We start from the raw sequence: 15,290 nt of genomic DNA on the forward strand, positions 1-15,290 counted from the left end.
CTGGGACTCGCACCCATCACCGACTGGGCATCCAAGCTCGCAGGAGCCGTCGTACGGCTCGCCGGACTGCTCCACGTCGCCCACAGCTTCACCACCGGCTATGCCACCCCGATCACCGCCGACACGATGAGCGCCGCCGAACAGATCGGCCGCTACTACCTCGACCACGCCCTGGCCGTATACGACCTCATGGGCCGCTCCGACCCCGACCTAGACGACGCCCGCGCCGTCCTCGACTGGATCCGCAAACACGGCCACAGCACCTTCAGCCGTCGCGACGCACTCCGAGGAAACCGAGGCCGATTCGCCACCGCCAAAGACCTCACACCCGCCCTCGAACTCCTCACCGACCACGGCCACATACGTCCCAAACCCGCAACCACCGGCAGCAAAGGAGGACGCCCCAGCATGACCTACGAGGTACACCCGAGTGCTCGCAAAGACCGGTGAAGAGTCCGGGCCTCAGTTCTCGCAGAGCCGTCCGATCTGAAGGAGCCGTACCACCTATGACTGACACGATGGCGACGCCGCTTCAAGGCAGCAGCCGCTTGACGATTGCAGAGCTATGCGCGGAGCTTGGCATCTCGAAATCGACCTTCTACGAGTGGCGTACTAAGGGCGTCGCTCCAAAGTGCATCAAGCTTCCGAACGGCGAGATCCGCATCCGCCGGACTGAGCTGGAGCGGTGGCTCGACGCGTTGGAGGAGGCCGCCTGATGGAGACGACCTTCGACGTGCGGATCTCCGAGAAGATTCAGACGAACACCCTTGCTCGTGGCAGACACAGCTACACCGTCCGGTGGCGCGTCGCCAAGGAGCCGTTCAAGAAGAACTTCGGCAACTTGACGCTTGCTAAGAGTGAGCGTTCGAGGCTGATGAGTGCGGTCGGACGCGGGGAGGCGTTCTACATTGATACGGGCCGACCGATCTCCGAGGCGCGCACCCTGAGCAAGGTGACGTTCTACGAGGTCTCTTGCGAATATGTAGACGCCAACTGGCCTCGGGCGGCGGCCAACACCAGGCGGAGCATCGCCGACGCTTTAGTTGCCGTGACTCCAGTCATGTTGAAGGGTCGCAAGTCAGGTCCAGACGCCAAGGCCTTGCGGAAAGCACTGCAAAACTGGGCCTTCAATACTGCCCATCGTGAGCGGGCGAGTGATGAGGTGCGGGCTCTACTGACCTGGGTCGAGCGCGGGAGCCGGCCGTTTGCGGACCTGGCGAAGGCGGACGTTATCCGTGCCACCTTGGGCGCTGTTGGGAGCAAGCTTGACGGAAAGCCCGCGTCATCCACGTACGCCGCCCGCAGGCGGGCTGTCCTCTGGAACTTGTGCGAATTCGGTGTCGAGAAGGGCTATCTCTCCGCGAACCCCATCAGCACTGTCAAGTGGTCGCGGCCGAAGCGCAGTGGCGGAACCGAGGTAGTCGATCCGGCGACCGTGCCTAACCCACAGCAGGCGGAGGCCCTGCTTGACGCCGTTGGGAGTCTGCCTGGTAGCGGGCCACGGTTGAAGGCGTTCTTCGGGAGCATGTACTACGCAGCCTTGCGACCTGGCGAGGCCGTCGAGCTGTCTGAGTCCAACCTCCGCATTCCCAGTGCGGGCCGAGGAAGACTGTTCTTGACCGGGTCTACCCCCTGGGCCGGCGGGTCGTGGACTGTTAGTGGCGACGAGCGCGATGCGCGCCAGCTGAAGCATCGTGAGATCGGGGCAGGGCGCTGGACCCCGTGCCCATCGAAGCTCACAGCACTCCTCCACTGGCATCTGGAGACATATGGCGTGGACCGGGATGGACACTTGTTCTGGGGACAGCGAGGGGGCTTAGTGCCTGGAAAGACCTACCAAGCTGCATGGGGCGCTGCACGCGTCGCGGCTCTTGGAGAAGACCTGGCTCGGACATCGAACCTCGCAAGAAGACCATACGATCTGAGACATGCGGCCGTCTCAACGTGGCTCGCCAGTGGTGTTGAAGCGAAGCGAGTTGCCGAGTGGGCGGGCCAGTCCCTCGAAGTGCTCATGCGGATCTACGCCAAGGTTCTCGATGGCCTAGAGGAGGAAGCAATGGAGCGGATCGACAGCTTCCTATTGGGCTAGCGCAGATCGTTGGATGTGGTGTCGTTGCTCACAGCTACAAAGACACGCAGGTGCGAAAAGTGAGCATGCCTGACCGAGCGTCACTCAGAATCGAGGTATCAATCGTTGCAGGAGTCAAGAGCGCGGCTAGTGGCTCGATGTAGAGCACTGATCTATCCTCATAGAACACACGTTCGATCGATGTATGCGACTCGACAGGCGGACTCAAGGGGCAAGGCGGGGAGGCATGGTTAACATCGACCCTGTGGACTCAGTACAGCTGGAGAAGGCAGCAGTTGTGGCTCTCCTGCGCCAGCCCAAGGTTCGTTGGTCTGACGTTGCGACCGACATCCTTGAGTGTGGAAGCGCGAGGCGTGCGCTCGAGTCGCGAATGGGTGTAGCTGACGCTCTATTCCAGGTCGGGAACCTAGATGAGGTACTTGGAGAGGCTGCGAGTGACGTAGCGGCTTGGGAGGCCGAAGGGATCGGCGTCCATGCGTTCTTCGAGGACAGTTATCCTGCGCAGCTCCGAGACATCCACCAGCTGCCCCCGATCCTATTCACCCGCGGGAGTTTGACCGACGATCGTAGGTCGATTGCTGTCGTTGGCACTCGGAAGGCGACGCAGCGCGGCATTGAGATCGCGAAGACAGTTGCGACGACGCTAGCGAAAAATAACGTGACTGTCGTCAGCGGTTTGGCCTCTGGTATCGACACCGCTGCTCATGAGGCGGCTCTCAGTGCTGGCGGGCGCACTGTGTCCGTCATCGGTACTGGAATCAGGCGGTCGTATCCTGCCGAGAACAAGTCTCTTCAAGAGACGATCTGTAGAGAAGGATTGGTGATCAGCCAATTCTGGCCAGATGCTCCGCCTACAAAGCAGAGCTTTCCTATGCGGAACGCAGTGATGAGCGGCTACGCCGCCGCGACCGTTGTAATCGAGGCCCCATGGAAGTCGGGTGCCCGGATACAGGCTCGTCTAGCACTGCAGCACGGCCGGCCTGTCGTCATGCCGGACGATCTGCTGCAGCACGACTGGGCGAGAGAGTACGCGACCTATCCAGGCGTCTACGTTGTAAAAGATCCTGCTGAGCTCTTGGCGCGAGTCGACAAGCTAATTGCAGAGGCGGACCCAGATCTGGAGCGTCTGCAGGAGCTAGCCCGCCTTGCCATCTAGCCCATGGGCGCCGCTCGATGATCGAGTTGAGCGGCAAGCGACCTTTCTACGCAACCCGCTGCCACCGCAGCCAGGGGTGTGCGAGATTTGTCGGCGGGATGTCGGCCCTGGCTATTCGAGGTGCTTTAAGTGCTCAGAGCACCGGCGGGCGAGTGATCTAACCGCCGACGTTGTGGTGCCGATATCGTATGCGATCAAGGGTGGCCAACACGCACACAACTTGTGGATCTACAAGTCGGACCAGCCATCGCCCAAGTCTCGCGCTGAGTTGCTCGCGGTAGGGGCCACGTTCTTACGAGATCACATACGTTGTGTCCAGGACGCCATCGGTGGAATTACGCACGTAGTCATGGTTCCCAGCACCAAGAATCGGCAAGGCGTACATCCTCTTGAGGACCTAATTGGTCCCGTCCTGGCGAAGGTCCCCAGAGCTCCGGTGCGAGTCGATGTCCCCTACAGTGATCGGAACTTTCATCGTGACTGGTTTGCGTCGGGGGATGTTCCGGGAGCGAAGGTTCTGATCCTGGATGACACGTGGACGAGCGGTGCACGGGTGCAGTCACTTAGTCATTCGCTAAAGAGCGCTGGCGCGGACCGAGTTGCTGCCGTCGTACTTGGTCGACACATGGATCCAGGATGGGCTGAGACCGCGGCGCTGATCGAGCGCTTGCGCGGTAGCAACTTTGATCCTTCTCGCTGCGCGCTGGACGACCTGCCCTAGCTTGATTCGCGCCTGGTGCTGCCGCACAGCATCTACCACGGTGTTCCTCCGAGCCCGAGGCACGCAGTGGAGGCGCGGCCGTTAGGAGTTGCAGGGGGTTCTGAGCTGATCGTCGTTGAGCATGAGCCAGGCCTGCAGGCTGCCGCTGTGCTGCCTGCCGAGATCACCTGTAGGGCTGAAAGCCCAAAGGCGAGCGATGAATCGGATGTACCGCTGAGCGACGGCGATGATCCTGAGATTGATCTCCTGGAGAGCTTCCTCGTGCACCCTGTAGTCCAGCGTGGCCATCCGACTCAGTAGGTCCGAGTCGTCCGCTAGCGCGGATTGCTCGATCGCGTCCCACATGACCTTCGGTGCGCGCGCGGGATCACCCATGCCGCCGGCCGCGACGTCCAGATGGTGGTAGCGGCCACCGGAGGAGAACTCGGCGCACGCGTCGAGCAGCAACTGCAATGTCGGATCGTTGGCCGCGAACTCGAGGTCTTCGTCGAGCACTCGGAAATCGTTCGAATCGCGATATCCCCACGCCGTCTCGAAGACGACTGTCGCGAGGCGATCGACTCTGTGGCCGTAGCTCCTTACGGCCGCCAGCTCCCCGTGCGCGCGATGGTGTTGGAACATGATCGTCAGCTTGAGAAGCCGTTCGATAGCTTGCGAAAGCAGCTGCAGGGTTGCGTAAGGATCGACCTCGACAGACCCTCGGCGGCCGATCGATGCGATGCTGCGGCTGAGCAGTTGTTTGACCGCGTCGGTTTCGCCGACGAGGGCCATCCGCCGCCGGAGATCCTCGTTGGGTCCGCTCATGCCCTGATCCTAGGTCCGCAGCACGATCGGACTGAGATTTGCCCTATTTGTGCCCTCGCGCCCACCGGGGCTGCCGTGCAGCCAGGAGTCTGCGCAGGTCAGGGGGATGACGGCGCGTTAGCGTCGCCTGGTCTTGAAAACCGGTATGGCGGGTGACCGTCATCGTGGGTTCGAATCCCACACCCTCCGCCTTGTGAGAATTTCTGCCGAGGGCCTGTCGGATCCGGGGTGAGTCGTTCGTAGTAGGGGTGACGGGCGGCTGGAGAAGGGCCGCCGGACTGACAGGAAGGCATGGCTCCATGCGGAAACTGGTCTACGGCATGAATCTGTCCCTGGACGGCTACGTCGCCGCGCCCGGTGATGACATTGGTTGGAGTGCGCCGAATGACGAGTTGTTCGAGTGGTGGCTCGAGCAGGAGTTGGCGATCGGGGTGTTCCTGTACGGGCGCGGGCTGTGGGAGACGATGAGTTCGTACTGGCCGACCGGCGACCAGCAGCCTGACGCCACCCCGGCGCAGATCGAGTTCGCGCGGAACTGGCGGGATACGCCGAAGGTCGTGTTCTCCTCGACGCTCGACAAGGTCGACTGGAACACCCGCCTGGTCACCGGCGATGCCGTAGCGGAGATCACCCGACTCAAGGCGGACGACGGCGAGCCGATGAGGGTCGGTGGCGCCACGCTCGCCGCGGCGGCCATGCGGGCCGGGCTGGTCGACGAGTACGAGATCGTCACCCACCCGGTGCTGGTGGGCGGCGGCAGACCGTTCTTCACCGCGCTCGACAGCTGGGTGAACCTGAACCTGGTGGAAACGCGGACGTTCACCGGCGGCGTGACCATGACCAGGTACCAGACGAGGCGCTGAGCGCAGGAGAAAACGCCAGGCGCTCACACACAGTCGATGTCAGGATGCTGGGCATGGTTGAGCGGGCGTTGAGTTTTGGGTCTGTGGCGGAGGCGTACGAGCGGTTCCGGACCGGGTATCCGGTGGAGCTGCTCGAGTTGGTCACGGCGTACGCCGGGGAGCCGGTTCGGACTGCGCTCGAGATCGGGGCGGGGACGGGGAAGGCGACGCGGCTGTTTGCGCAGGGTGCAGTCCAGGTCGTGGCGACCGAGCCGGACGCGGCGATGCTGGCGGAGCTGCGTAAGCGACTACCGGCGAATGTGACGACCGTTCAGGCTGCGTTCGAGGAGTTGCCGCTCGATTCGCCGTACGACCTGGTGTATTCGGCTGCCGCGCTGCATTGGACCGACCCTGAAGGTCGTTGGGACAGGATGGCCGCGCTGGTTCGGCCGGGTGGAGTGTTTGCCTCGTTCGGGGTGCCGATTCAGCTTGCTGACCCGGCGCTCAAAGAGGCGGCGCGCGCGGCGAGGGCGCCGTACCTCGAAGAAGACGGGGTCCCGTCGCCTGACGGGACGCCTGAGGAGATGCCGATGCAGTGGCCCGGGACGGAGCTCGAGCAGTCCGAGTGGTTCGTTGACGTCCGGCAGGCGGTGGTCGAACGGCGGCTGATGATGAGCGCCCACGACTACATCGGACAGCTGTCGACGGTTTCGGCGTACGTGATGCTGCCGCCGGCGGACCGGGACGAGGTCTTTCGCCGGACTCTCGAGGCGCTCCCGGAGACCGTGGAGATCGACGCCCAGGTCACCGCCCACCTCGCCCGCCGGCGCCGCTGATCCGACGCCCGCACAGGCCATGACGAACTGCTGCTTGACGCATGCCGATATGGGCATATGATTGCGGACATGGCACGAGCAGCGACGACGTCGGACGTGTTCAATGCGATCGCCGAGCCGCAGCGCCGGCAGATTCTGGTGCTGCTGCGGGGTGGTGAACGGCCGGTGACCGACTTGGCGCAGGAGCTGGGGATGACCCAGCCGGGGGCGTCGAAACACCTGCGGGTACTTCGGGAGGTCGGGCTGGTGCGGGATCGGAAAGAAGGCAAGCAGCGCCTGTACGGCCTGGACGCCCGCGGACTGCGGCCCGTCCACGAGTGGACCGGCGGCTTCGAACGGTTCTGGAACGAGAGCTTCGACCGGTTGGACGCCTACGTGCAGGACCTCAAGCAGGCAAGGCAGGAGGACTAGTTGATGAGCACGACAGGACAGGGAGCGCCGGCGCAGTCCGCGACGGCCGACCGGGAGATCGTCATCTCCCGGGTCATCGACGCCCCGCGGGAGCTGGTGTTCGAGGCGTTCACGGAGGTCCGGCACCTGTCGCGGTGGTGGGGACCGGAGGGGTTCACCACGACCACTCGGGCGTTCGAGTTCCGCGTCGGCGGCGAGTGGGACTTCGTGATGCACGGACCGGACGGGACGAACTACACCGAGTGGATCTCCTGGACCGAGATCGACCCGCCGGAGCGCATCGTGCTGCTGCACGGCGAGTCCCCCGGCGACCCCAACGCGTTCGACTCGGTGCTGACATTCGAGGCCGATGGCGACGCGACCCGGATCCAGATGCACACGGTGTTCCCCAGCAAGGAACTGCGTGACGAGGCGGTCGAGAAGTACCACGCGATCGAGGGCGGTCAGCAGACCCTCAGCAGCCTCGCTGACTACGTTGCCGAGCTGGTTCGGAAGGGAGTGGAGGACTGATGGCCGGGAAAGTGTTCTTCAGTGTGTCGATGTCGTTGGACGGTTTCGTGGCGCCGGACGACGTACCGCTCGACGTGGTCTTCTCGCCTGGCGGGCAGAGCGACCCGAGGGTCCAGCGCTGGATGGCGAAATGGTCGGAGCTGCAGGCGTGGATCTTCCCGCAGCGGTTCTTCCGGGAGAACCTGAAGCTCGGTGAGGGCGGCGAGGAAGGACTCGACAACGACATCGCGCGGGCGACGTACGAGCGCACCGGCGCGAGCGTGATGGGTAAGCGGATGTTCGACGGCGGCGCGTTGGCGTGGCCGGAGGAGGCGCCGTTCCACACGCCGGTCTTCGTTGTCACGCATGAGAAGCGCGACCCCTGGGAGCGGCCGGGCGGTACGACGTTCCACTTCGTCAACGACGGCATCGAGAAGGCGCTCGACCAGGCCCGGGAGGCGGCCGGCGACCGGGACGTCCGGATCGCGGGTGGCGGTACGACGATCCTCGAGTACGTGAACGCCGGGCTGATCGACGAGTTCACGATCGCGCTCTCGCCCGTACTGTTCGGCACGGGGATCCGCCTGTTCGATGGGGTGGACTCAGATCGCGTGGCGCTGGAACCGGTGCGCGCGGAGCCGGGCCCGCGGGCGACGCACCTGACCTACACAGTCCGGGAGCGGTAAGCGGGCATGACCATCAGGCAGCTGGATCCGGCGGACTCCGTGGCGATGGACCAGTGGTACGACCTGACGGTCGCGGTCACGCGGTACGACGTACCCGACTTCCCGATGCCTCGCAGGCCGGCGGCCGAACATGCGCTGCTGGCCTGGGACGGGGAGCGAGTCGTCGGCGCTGCGTCGTACCAGCTGCCGCAGTCGGAGAACCGGAGCCTGATGTACCTGGACCTGATCGTGCACCCGCAGTACCGGTGTCGCGGGATCGGCACCGGGCTGCTGGAGGAGGTCTACGCGGTCGCCCGACAGCACGAGCGGAGCCTGATCGAGGTCGAGACGGTTCGCGCGCTGCCCGGCGGCGTTGCCCGGGACGAGGCCGGATACCGCTACCTCACCCACCGCGGTCACCGGCCTGGCGCTACCAGCATCAGATCCCGCTGCCAGGTCGCTGAGCACGACGCGGGGGAAGTCGCTCCCGCGGACGGGTACTCGTTGGTGCAGTGGCGGGATGTGGCGCCCGACGAGATCGTCGATGATGTCGCGGCGTTGCAGAGCCGGCTGATGGTTGACGCTCCCACTGGTGACCTGGCGGTCGAGCAGCAGGTGTACGACGCCGCGCGCGTACGCCGGCAGGAGTCGGAGGAGCTGCAGCGTGGCTACCGCTCGTACTCGACCGCTGCACGGCATGACTCCACCGGGCAGATCGTTGCCCGGACCAAGCTGTCGTTCGAGTCCGCCGACGACACTCACGCGCGGCAGCGGACCACGATCGTCGAGCCGGCCCATCGAGGTCGGCGTCTCGGGCTGGCCGTGAAGTCCGCCAACCACGCGTACACACAGGCGAACGAGCCGCAGTTGCGCTTCATCGACGCGTGGAATGCCGAGGACAACACGCATATGCGGGCCGTCAACGCAGCACTCGGCTTCGAGCCCGTCGACAGCTGGTCGGCCTTCCAGCTACCGGTGGCCCGCCATTAGTGGACTGTCATGCTGTCGAGGTCTCGGGTGGCGAAGCGGAGGTGTTCCCATTCCTCTTCGAGGATCACGTGGATGCAGGAGCGGACGGTTTCGGGGTGCTCGGGGTTGTGTGGGTTCTTGCGGGGTGCGTCGAGCTCGGTCGGGGTGGTGGCGGCGATGAGGTCGCGGACCATGGCCACGCGGCCGGCGCGGGCCTCGAGGACCTCGTCGTACGGCGGGGTCGTCGCGCCGGGGGCGTCTGAGCCCAGGTACTTCAGCCCGAGTGGGTGGAACGAGTCGGTGCGCCCGAGGACCGAATCGCCGATCCACAGGTCCGTTGCGTGGATGAGGTGTCGCTGCGTCTGCGCGAACGACCACTCGCCGTCCACCGAGACGTCGACCGTGCCGGCGGGCATGGCAGCGGCGCGCTCCTGGGCGGCCGTCCAGGCTTGCTCGACCTGAGCCCAGGCGGCGCGCAGGCCGTCGGGGTCCGCCGCGCGCCGGTTCTCGCGGCCGGGGAACCGCCGGTTGAGCTCCGCGTCGATGAACGGCACGACGTCGACGCCGTTGATCGTCAGGCTCGCGTCCTCCGTGCCCAGCCACGGCGCGTCGATGTCGCCCGCCTGGATGTCGACGCCGCGCATCACGACGCGGGACAGATCGGACTCGACGAACCGAGCCCCGCTCAAGTCCACTTCCACGAACTCGGCTCCCTGCAGGTCGTCGGACCGACCGAACTTCGTCATGCCATCTCCCAAAGTCTCGAGGTTGGGCCGAGCGTATCCGTGAGCTAGGACACAAAAGTCGTGCGCGAGACCTCCGGCCCGTGGTGGGGTCGAGAAACCGACAACACGGCGGAGGGAACTGGTTGTGGACGTTCTGAGTGCGGCGGAACGAGTGGGCTTCTCCGAGCAGGCCCGAGCGCGGTTCCGAGGCCTGCAGGTGGGCGACGGGTTGCGGGTGCCGGAGGACGCCGCGGCGTTGATCGAGTACTGCGGGGTGTCGGCGCCCGACCGGGAACAGATGCTCGCAGCACGGCCGGACCCGGACAACGACCCGGAGTGGTGGACGATTGCGTCCGCACTGGCCGGCGAGGTCGAACGGGACATGGGGCTCGCGCTGCCGTCGACAGGTTTCAGAAGCTGGCCCGCAGTACCGCAGGACGCGTCAGCAGTCGGATTGTTCGCCAACGCCTGGGCCCTGCTGGCCAATCTGCCGCGCCTGCTGGAGCTGCACGCGGAGCGGGGTGTGCCGGATTCGGTGACCAAAGCGACTGTGTCCGCGCTGGGCGGCGTGATGGGGACCCACCGGCACGTTTTCGGTCGGGCGGGTGTCGGGCTGATGCCGCTCTGGGGTCCACCGCTGCGGTTCCGAGGCGCGGACTACGAGATCGGACGGCACGATTTCACCCGTGCGCACCTCGGCCTGGGCGACGGAGTCTCCGGGCATGTGCTGATGATCCACATCCCACCGAGCGGACCACTCGACGCACAGGAGTCGGAGGAGTCTGTCGCTGCAGCGGTCGAGTCCTTCAAACGCTGGTACCCGGAGGAACCGGTCCACGCCTTCGTCTGCCACTCATGGCTGCTGGACCCGCAGCTGGCCGAGTACCTGCGGCCTGACTCCAACATCATCCGTTTCCAGCAGCGCTTCGACCTGCTGCCGCTACTCCCACCGGAGGACCCGACAGAGGGCGACCGCGAGCTGATGCGCCTCGGCCTGCACCTGCCGGTGTCCGAGGGCGCGCCGGACCTGGACAGCATTCCCCAGGACACGTCACTGCAGCGCGCGTTCGTGTCGCACCTGCGCGCCGGGCGGCACTGGTACGGGCGCACGGGCATGCTGAGGGGATGGAGCTAAGGATTCCGGTTGGACAAGACGAGCTGTGGACCGAGCATCTGGCCGGGGACGGCGTACCGATCGTCTTCCTGCATCCGGGCACCGGGGACTCCCGGGTGTGGGACCTGGTGGTGGACGGTCTCAGCGGACGTCGCATTGTGCGGTACGACGTGCGCGGCTACGGACGCTCGCCGCAGCCGACCGAGGAGTTCTCGCTGCTGGACGACCTGGTGACCGTGCTGGAGCAGCTGGACCTGCAGCGGGCCGTCCTGGTCGGTTGCTCGATGGGCGGCGGTACTGCGATCAGCTTTGCGCTCACGCATCCGGACCGGGTGCACGGCCTCGTCCTGCTCTGCCCGAGCGTCCGTGGCTTCCCTGTACTGGAGGACCTGGACCTGGACGCGCAGTACGACGAACTCATCGCCAACCGGGATGTGGACGGCCTGGTGGAGTTCGGTCTGACGGTGTGGGCACCGACCGTCACCGACGACGCCGTGGTCGCCCAGCTCCATGCTGCCGCCCCCGCCTGGTTCGAGCAGGGCATGTACCTCAAGCCCGAACTACCCGTGTACGACCGGCTCAACGAGATCCACGCCCCCACCACGGTCATGGTCGGCGACCAGGACCGCCCCATCGCCATGGCTTCAGCCGGTGCAGCCGCGGGCCGCATCCCCGGCGGCCAGTTCACCTGGATCCCAGGCGCCGACCACTACCCCAGCCTGCGCAATCCACAACTGGTGATCGATGCCATCAACCACTACGTCGCCGGGTAGGACAGGTGCTGGTGGATCAGCTGCCAGCCAGAGTTGGTCTTGCGGAAGACCCGTGTGGCGCGAGAGGTGGTTTCGGTGTTGTCGGCGGTGATGTGGTCGATGGACCAGGCCACGGCGAGGTTGCCGGCTGACTCGATGGTGGGGTCGGGGACAGTGAAGGTGATCGGGTTCGGGCTGGAGGCGAGTCCAGCCGCGCAGACTTCTCGGACCGCTGACTTGCCGGTGTAGTTGCCGTCGATCTCGTACGAGACGACGTTGTCGGCTATCGGCTCCATCAGCCCGTCCAGGTCGCCTGTCGCCGTGTCCGCACCCCAACGGTCCAGCAGCGCACTGATCTCGGCCGCTGCGGGTGCATCGTCGTGGGGGAAGGAGTGGTGCTCGTGCGTGACGGTCCAGCGGCCGTCCGTCTTCTGCAGACCGATGGTGAGCCGCAGGCGTAGGTCCGGGTTGTCGTCGGGCATCCCACATCGCAACAGGGCAAAGGCAAACGCCACATCTGCGCCCGCTGTCACCTCCAGCGACTCCAGCGCGAACGACGCCCCGGTCTTCTGCCACTCGAAGAACCCCGGCCACGTCTCGCGGTACGCGTCCAGTCCGCGCACACCGTCGTACGGCGGTGGCACGTCGAACATCACGATGTCCGGCGCGTGGTCCGCGAGCACCGTGTCCAGGTCGCCGGCATGTACCGCGTCGACCCAGTCCTCGATCAGTGTGCGGATCTCCTGCTCGTCAGTCATGTCTCTCCTCGGGAAGGCTGCTTTCACCCCCTACAACCCTGCCGGCTCCGCAAACTCATCGCGGCAGCGACGACGGCAGTCCGAACGACGTGAAATCCGCCTCCAGGTACGACACCACCTCGACGATCGCGGACCCCCGCAGTACGACGACATCGAGGCCACCCGGGCGGTACCGATCGCCGTCGAGTAGGTAGGTCCCGAACGCGAGCTGCCCGTTCGCCCGCGCCGGCAGGAACCGCCACTCGCTCTGCAGCGGTCCGTCGAGCAGAAACGTCCGGATGGCCGCATGGCCCACGAAGACGTCCGGCAGCGGCGGCATCGAGTACTTCGCGTCGTCCGCGAGCATCGCCACGATCGCGTCGACGTCATGGGCCTCCCACGCCGCCATGTACCGGCGTACCAGGTCCCGCTCGCCTGCCTCGCCCAGAGCGTGCAGCGCCTCCTGTTGACTCGGTACGGCGCTGACCACCGCCCGGGCTCGCTGTAGCGCACTGTTGACTGCGGCAACCGATGTCTCCAGCACCTCGGCCACCTCACGGGCGCTGAACGCCAGTACGTCGCGCAGCAGAAGCACTGCACGTTGCAGAGCAGACAGGCGCTGTAGTGACGCAACGAACGCGAGCTCGACGGACTCCAGCGCCAGTAGCTCGGCTTCAGGGCTCAAGGACGAGGTCCACGACAGGCGGCTCTCCGGGTAGGGCTCTAGTTCCTCCAGGGAGCGGCGTCCGATCTGGGTCAGGCAGCGGTTGGTGGCGATCTTGTAGAGCCACGGGCGGATCGAGCCGCGGTCCTCGTACCCGGGCAGGCCTTTCCACGCACGCACCAGCGTCTCCTGGACGGCGTCCTCCGCGTCGGCGTCGGAGCCGAGCATGCGGTAGCAGTGGGCGTGCAGCTCACCGCGCCACGGATCGACCAGCTGCGCGAAGGCGTGTTCGTCACCGGCTCGCGCGGCATCCAGGAGTTCTTCCATCACCTGCACGCTAACGAGTGACCGACCCAGCGATCCAGTAAGTGGGCTGCTCTACCACTGTCCACAGCCTCCCGGCACCGCTCGAAGCAGTCCGCCAACTGCTCGAGTCCCGACTCCAGCGTCAGCGTCGCCAGCGCGGCCGCGGCGTTCAGCAGTACGACGTCCCGCAGCGGCCCCGGTGCTCCGTGGACCAGCGCATGCAGGGCCTCCGCGTTGAACGCCGGGTCACCACCTTGCAGATCGGCCAGCGTCGACGGCCGGAGACCGAGTGACCGTGGATCGAACACCGTCTCCGTCGCTGAGCCGCCGTGCACGACCCACAAACGTGAATAGCCAGTGGTGGTGAGCTTGTCGAGCCCGTCGTCGCCACGCGCCACGAGCGCCGACTTGCCCTTCTTGGCGAGTGCGCCGGCGAGCACTGGCAGCATCTGAGCGTTGGCGACACCGACGAGCTGATGCGCAGGGTCTGCCGGGTTGAGCAACGGCGCCAGCACGTTGAAGGCGGTGGGCACGGCCAGCTCACGCCGTACGACTGCAACCTGGCGCAGTACCGGGTTGAAGCGTGGAGCGAACAGATAGGTCAGACCGACCTCGGCTGCGACCTGTTCGGCTTCGGACGCCGTCAGGTCCAGCGGTACGCCCAGGTGCTCCACCAGATCGCCAGAGCCGCCGGCCGACGAGGATGCGGCGCGTCCGCCGTGCTTGACGACGGTGACACCGGTAGCGGCTGCAACCACGGCGGCCATGGTGGAGATGTTCGCCGCACCGGTCCGGTCGCCTCCCGTGCCCACGATGTCGACGAACGGTCCGCGGATCCGCACCGGCGTCGCGTGCGAACGCAGTACCTCGGCCAGACCGGTCAGCTCTTCGGGAGTCTCGCCCTTGGCCCGCAAGGCGATCAGGAACCCGGAGATCTGGGCCGCTGACGCGTCGCCGAGCACCAACTGGTCCATGGCCCAGCCGGTGTCCGCCGCCGACAGGTCGGAGCCGGCCAGGAGTGCGGAGATCAGGCCGGACCAGGTCCGGAGTGTTGTCGCCATCGGGTGTCCTCGAGGGTGCTGGGCCGCCCACGAGGAGACATCACAACGGCCGCCTCGCAGGAGACGGCCGGGTGGGTACGCGCGGAGTCAGGCCGTCAGTCGACGGCCCACCACATACTCGCGCGCTGGAACATGACACCGACCTTAGTCAGGCCACCAAAGCCTCCGCAACGTTCCATCCACGGATGGAGTCGACCGTGAACGTCGGCACGTGCTCCGGACCGGACCGTTCCGGGAAGTCGAACACGGCCAGCATCAGCTGCAGCGGGTACGTCGGAGCGCCCTGGCAGCTGCGGATCGCGGCGCCGTCCACGAAGAACGTCGCCTCACCACCGGTCCACTCGACCGCGTACGTGTGGAAGTCACGCAGGTCGATCGGGAGCGGGACCGTCTCGAAGTCCTGCGGTACGGCGGGATCGCGGATCGTCTTCAGCCCCATGCCGATGTCGGCAGGAGCGTCCCCGAACACCTCCATCACGCAGATCTCACCGCACTGCTCCGGCTGCTCCTCCAGTCCGACCATCCAGAGCGACACCATCGACCGTGGACTCAGCTCGGCGCGGGCGCGGAGTTCGACGTACCCGCCGTTCGGAGTCCAGCCCCAGAACGGCTCCTGCTCCTCGCGGACGACCAGTCCCTCGCGGTACGGCTGCTGCCCGACCACGCTGCCCACCGGGCCCGAGTAGTTACCGGACTGGATGCCAGAGACTCGCAGGTCGGGCTTGTGATCGCCCTCGCACCACAGTCCCTGGTCGACCGGAATGCTGAGCGTCAAGCACGAGTCGCCCAGCTGGTACGTCGCTGCCGATGCGGCCCGCGAACTCCACTGCGGCAGGTAGTGCGGTGACCAGACGGACAGGTCGAGCGACGACGCGTCGAAGTCGTCCTCGAACACCAAGTCACCACGTACCTGACTCATGACCCCATCATGAGTGGATCGGGCGCCCTG

General features: G+C 65.9%; 18 protein-coding genes, 1 tRNA gene and 1 pseudogene. 14 read left to right on the top strand and 6 right to left on the bottom strand.

What is annotated here, in order from left to right:
* Positions 1-15: 15 nt before the first annotated feature.
* The 5 genes and pseudogenes from OHA10_RS12335 to OHA10_RS12355 form a co-directional block, all read left to right on the top strand.
* A pseudogene (locus tag OHA10_RS12335) lies at positions 16-126 on the top strand (DUF3987 domain-containing protein); the annotation flags it as partial.
* Positions 127-450: a hypothetical protein gene (locus tag OHA10_RS12340; RefSeq protein ID WP_371408051.1), complete on the top strand. Its 324-nt coding sequence runs from the start codon at positions 127-129 to the stop codon at positions 448-450. It begins immediately after the preceding pseudogene.
* 56 nt (positions 451-506) lie between these two features.
* Positions 507-716: a helix-turn-helix transcriptional regulator gene (locus OHA10_RS12345; protein ID WP_371406321.1), complete on the top strand. Its 210-nt coding sequence runs from the start codon at positions 507-509 to the stop codon at positions 714-716.
* Complete coding sequence (locus OHA10_RS12350) at positions 716-2,089, top strand: tyrosine-type recombinase/integrase (RefSeq protein ID WP_371406322.1); 1,374 nt, start codon at positions 716-718, stop codon at positions 2,087-2,089. The genes OHA10_RS12345 and OHA10_RS12350 overlap by 1 nt, the downstream gene beginning before the upstream one ends.
* A gap of 226 nt (positions 2,090-2,315) precedes the next feature.
* Positions 2,316-3,245, top strand: a complete 930-nt coding sequence (locus tag OHA10_RS12355; protein WP_371406323.1) for a DNA-processing protein DprA — start codon at positions 2,316-2,318, stop codon at positions 3,243-3,245.
* An 802-nt stretch (positions 3,246-4,047) separates the two neighbouring features.
* On the opposite strand, the gene OHA10_RS12360 is transcribed toward OHA10_RS12355, so the two are convergent.
* Positions 4,048-4,770, bottom strand: coding sequence for a hypothetical protein (locus OHA10_RS12360; protein WP_371406324.1), 723 nt, complete (start codon positions 4,768-4,770; stop codon positions 4,048-4,050).
* Positions 4,771-4,871: 101 nt separating this feature from the next.
* Here OHA10_RS12360 and OHA10_RS12365 point away from each other — a divergent pair.
* From OHA10_RS12365 to OHA10_RS12395, 7 genes are all read left to right on the top strand, one after another.
* A tRNA-Ser gene (locus OHA10_RS12365) sits at positions 4,872-4,959 on the top strand.
* A 110-nt stretch (positions 4,960-5,069) separates the two neighbouring features.
* Positions 5,070-5,633 carry a dihydrofolate reductase family protein gene (locus OHA10_RS12370; RefSeq protein WP_371406325.1) on the top strand — a complete coding sequence of 188 codons (564 nt, stop codon included), beginning with the start codon at positions 5,070-5,072 and terminating at the stop codon, positions 5,631-5,633.
* 53 nt (positions 5,634-5,686) lie between these two features.
* A complete protein-coding gene (locus tag OHA10_RS12375) occupies positions 5,687-6,448 on the top strand; it encodes a trans-aconitate 2-methyltransferase (protein WP_371406326.1) in 762 nt (253 codons plus the stop codon).
* A 69-nt stretch (positions 6,449-6,517) separates the two neighbouring features.
* Positions 6,518-6,859, top strand: a complete 342-nt coding sequence (locus OHA10_RS12380; RefSeq protein WP_371406327.1) for an ArsR/SmtB family transcription factor — start codon at positions 6,518-6,520, stop codon at positions 6,857-6,859.
* A 3-nt stretch (positions 6,860-6,862) separates the two neighbouring features.
* Positions 6,863-7,369 (top strand): SRPBCC family protein, encoded by a 507-nt coding sequence (locus OHA10_RS12385; protein ID WP_371406328.1) that lies wholly within the window; start codon positions 6,863-6,865, stop codon positions 7,367-7,369.
* On the top strand, positions 7,369-8,034 hold the full coding sequence (locus OHA10_RS12390) for a dihydrofolate reductase family protein (protein ID WP_371406329.1): 666 nt from the start codon (positions 7,369-7,371) through the stop codon (positions 8,032-8,034). The genes OHA10_RS12385 and OHA10_RS12390 overlap by 1 nt, the downstream gene beginning before the upstream one ends.
* Before the next feature lie 6 nt (positions 8,035-8,040).
* On the top strand, positions 8,041-9,003 hold the full coding sequence (locus OHA10_RS12395) for a GNAT family N-acetyltransferase (protein ID WP_371406330.1): 963 nt from the start codon (positions 8,041-8,043) through the stop codon (positions 9,001-9,003).
* Here OHA10_RS12395 and OHA10_RS12400 read toward each other — a convergent pair.
* A complete protein-coding gene (locus OHA10_RS12400) occupies positions 9,000-9,728 on the bottom strand; it encodes a DinB family protein (protein ID WP_371406331.1) in 729 nt (242 codons plus the stop codon). The two genes, OHA10_RS12395 and OHA10_RS12400, sit on opposite strands and share 4 nt — an antisense overlap.
* A gap of 124 nt (positions 9,729-9,852) precedes the next feature.
* Between OHA10_RS12400 and OHA10_RS12405 the strand changes: the two genes are divergently transcribed.
* Complete coding sequence (locus tag OHA10_RS12405) at positions 9,853-10,842, top strand: acyltransferase domain-containing protein (protein ID WP_371406332.1); 990 nt, start codon at positions 9,853-9,855, stop codon at positions 10,840-10,842.
* Complete coding sequence (locus tag OHA10_RS12410; RefSeq protein ID WP_371406333.1) at positions 10,833-11,594, top strand: alpha/beta fold hydrolase; 762 nt, start codon at positions 10,833-10,835, stop codon at positions 11,592-11,594. The genes OHA10_RS12405 and OHA10_RS12410 overlap by 10 nt, the downstream gene beginning before the upstream one ends.
* Here the strand turns inward: OHA10_RS12410 and OHA10_RS12415 are convergent.
* The 4 genes from OHA10_RS12415 to OHA10_RS12430 form a co-directional block, all read right to left on the bottom strand.
* Entirely contained in the window at positions 11,579-12,331 is a 753-nt protein-coding gene (locus OHA10_RS12415; RefSeq protein WP_371406334.1) for a nuclear transport factor 2 family protein, read from the bottom strand. The genes OHA10_RS12410 and OHA10_RS12415 overlap by 16 nt on opposite strands.
* A gap of 55 nt (positions 12,332-12,386) precedes the next feature.
* Complete coding sequence (locus OHA10_RS12420) at positions 12,387-13,301, bottom strand: sigma-70 family RNA polymerase sigma factor (RefSeq protein ID WP_371406335.1); 915 nt, start codon at positions 13,299-13,301, stop codon at positions 12,387-12,389.
* Positions 13,301-14,341, bottom strand: coding sequence for an anthranilate phosphoribosyltransferase (gene trpD / locus OHA10_RS12425; protein WP_371406336.1), 1,041 nt, complete (start codon positions 14,339-14,341; stop codon positions 13,301-13,303). The genes OHA10_RS12420 and trpD overlap by 1 nt, the downstream gene beginning before the upstream one ends.
* A gap of 148 nt (positions 14,342-14,489) precedes the next feature.
* A complete protein-coding gene (locus OHA10_RS12430; protein ID WP_371406337.1) occupies positions 14,490-15,260 on the bottom strand; it encodes a glycoside hydrolase family 16 protein in 771 nt (256 codons plus the stop codon).
* Between the last annotated feature and the right edge of the window lie 30 nt (positions 15,261-15,290).

Source organism: Kribbella sp. NBC_00662 (assembly GCF_041430295.1).
Classification (GTDB): Bacteria; Actinomycetota; Actinomycetes; order Propionibacteriales; family Kribbellaceae; genus Kribbella.

What these genes read in the sequence shown, in the direction of transcription:
- OHA10_RS12375 (WP_371406326.1), top strand. Translation starts at nt 5,687, where the DNA reads ATGGTTGAGCGGGCGTTGAGTTTTGGGTCTGTGGCGGAGGCGTACGAG.
- OHA10_RS12360 (WP_371406324.1), bottom strand. Translation starts at nt 4,770, where the DNA reads ATGAGCGGACCCAACGAGGATCTCCGGCGGCGGATGGCCCTCGTCGGC.
- OHA10_RS12410 (WP_371406333.1), top strand. Translation starts at nt 10,833, where the DNA reads ATGGAGCTAAGGATTCCGGTTGGACAAGACGAGCTGTGGACCGAGCAT.
- OHA10_RS12355 (WP_371406323.1), top strand. Translation starts at nt 2,316, where the DNA reads ATGGTTAACATCGACCCTGTGGACTCAGTACAGCTGGAGAAGGCAGCA.
- OHA10_RS12350 (WP_371406322.1), top strand. Translation starts at nt 716, where the DNA reads ATGGAGACGACCTTCGACGTGCGGATCTCCGAGAAGATTCAGACGAAC.
- OHA10_RS12370 (WP_371406325.1), top strand. Translation starts at nt 5,070, where the DNA reads ATGCGGAAACTGGTCTACGGCATGAATCTGTCCCTGGACGGCTACGTC.
- OHA10_RS12385 (WP_371406328.1), top strand. Translation starts at nt 6,863, where the DNA reads ATGAGCACGACAGGACAGGGAGCGCCGGCGCAGTCCGCGACGGCCGAC.
- OHA10_RS12420 (WP_371406335.1), bottom strand. Translation starts at nt 13,301, where the DNA reads ATGGAAGAACTCCTGGATGCCGCGCGAGCCGGTGACGAACACGCCTTC.
- trpD (WP_371406336.1), bottom strand. Translation starts at nt 14,341, where the DNA reads ATGGCGACAACACTCCGGACCTGGTCCGGCCTGATCTCCGCACTCCTG.
- OHA10_RS12395 (WP_371406330.1), top strand. Translation starts at nt 8,041, where the DNA reads ATGACCATCAGGCAGCTGGATCCGGCGGACTCCGTGGCGATGGACCAG.
- OHA10_RS12340 (WP_371408051.1), top strand. Translation starts at nt 127, where the DNA reads ATGAGCGCCGCCGAACAGATCGGCCGCTACTACCTCGACCACGCCCTG.
- OHA10_RS12380 (WP_371406327.1), top strand. Translation starts at nt 6,518, where the DNA reads ATGGCACGAGCAGCGACGACGTCGGACGTGTTCAATGCGATCGCCGAG.
- OHA10_RS12390 (WP_371406329.1), top strand. Translation starts at nt 7,369, where the DNA reads ATGGCCGGGAAAGTGTTCTTCAGTGTGTCGATGTCGTTGGACGGTTTC.
- OHA10_RS12430 (WP_371406337.1), bottom strand. Translation starts at nt 15,260, where the DNA reads ATGAGTCAGGTACGTGGTGACTTGGTGTTCGAGGACGACTTCGACGCG.
- OHA10_RS12415 (WP_371406334.1), bottom strand. Translation starts at nt 12,331, where the DNA reads ATGACTGACGAGCAGGAGATCCGCACACTGATCGAGGACTGGGTCGAC.
- OHA10_RS12400 (WP_371406331.1), bottom strand. Translation starts at nt 9,728, where the DNA reads ATGACGAAGTTCGGTCGGTCCGACGACCTGCAGGGAGCCGAGTTCGTG.
- OHA10_RS12345 (WP_371406321.1), top strand. Translation starts at nt 507, where the DNA reads ATGACTGACACGATGGCGACGCCGCTTCAAGGCAGCAGCCGCTTGACG.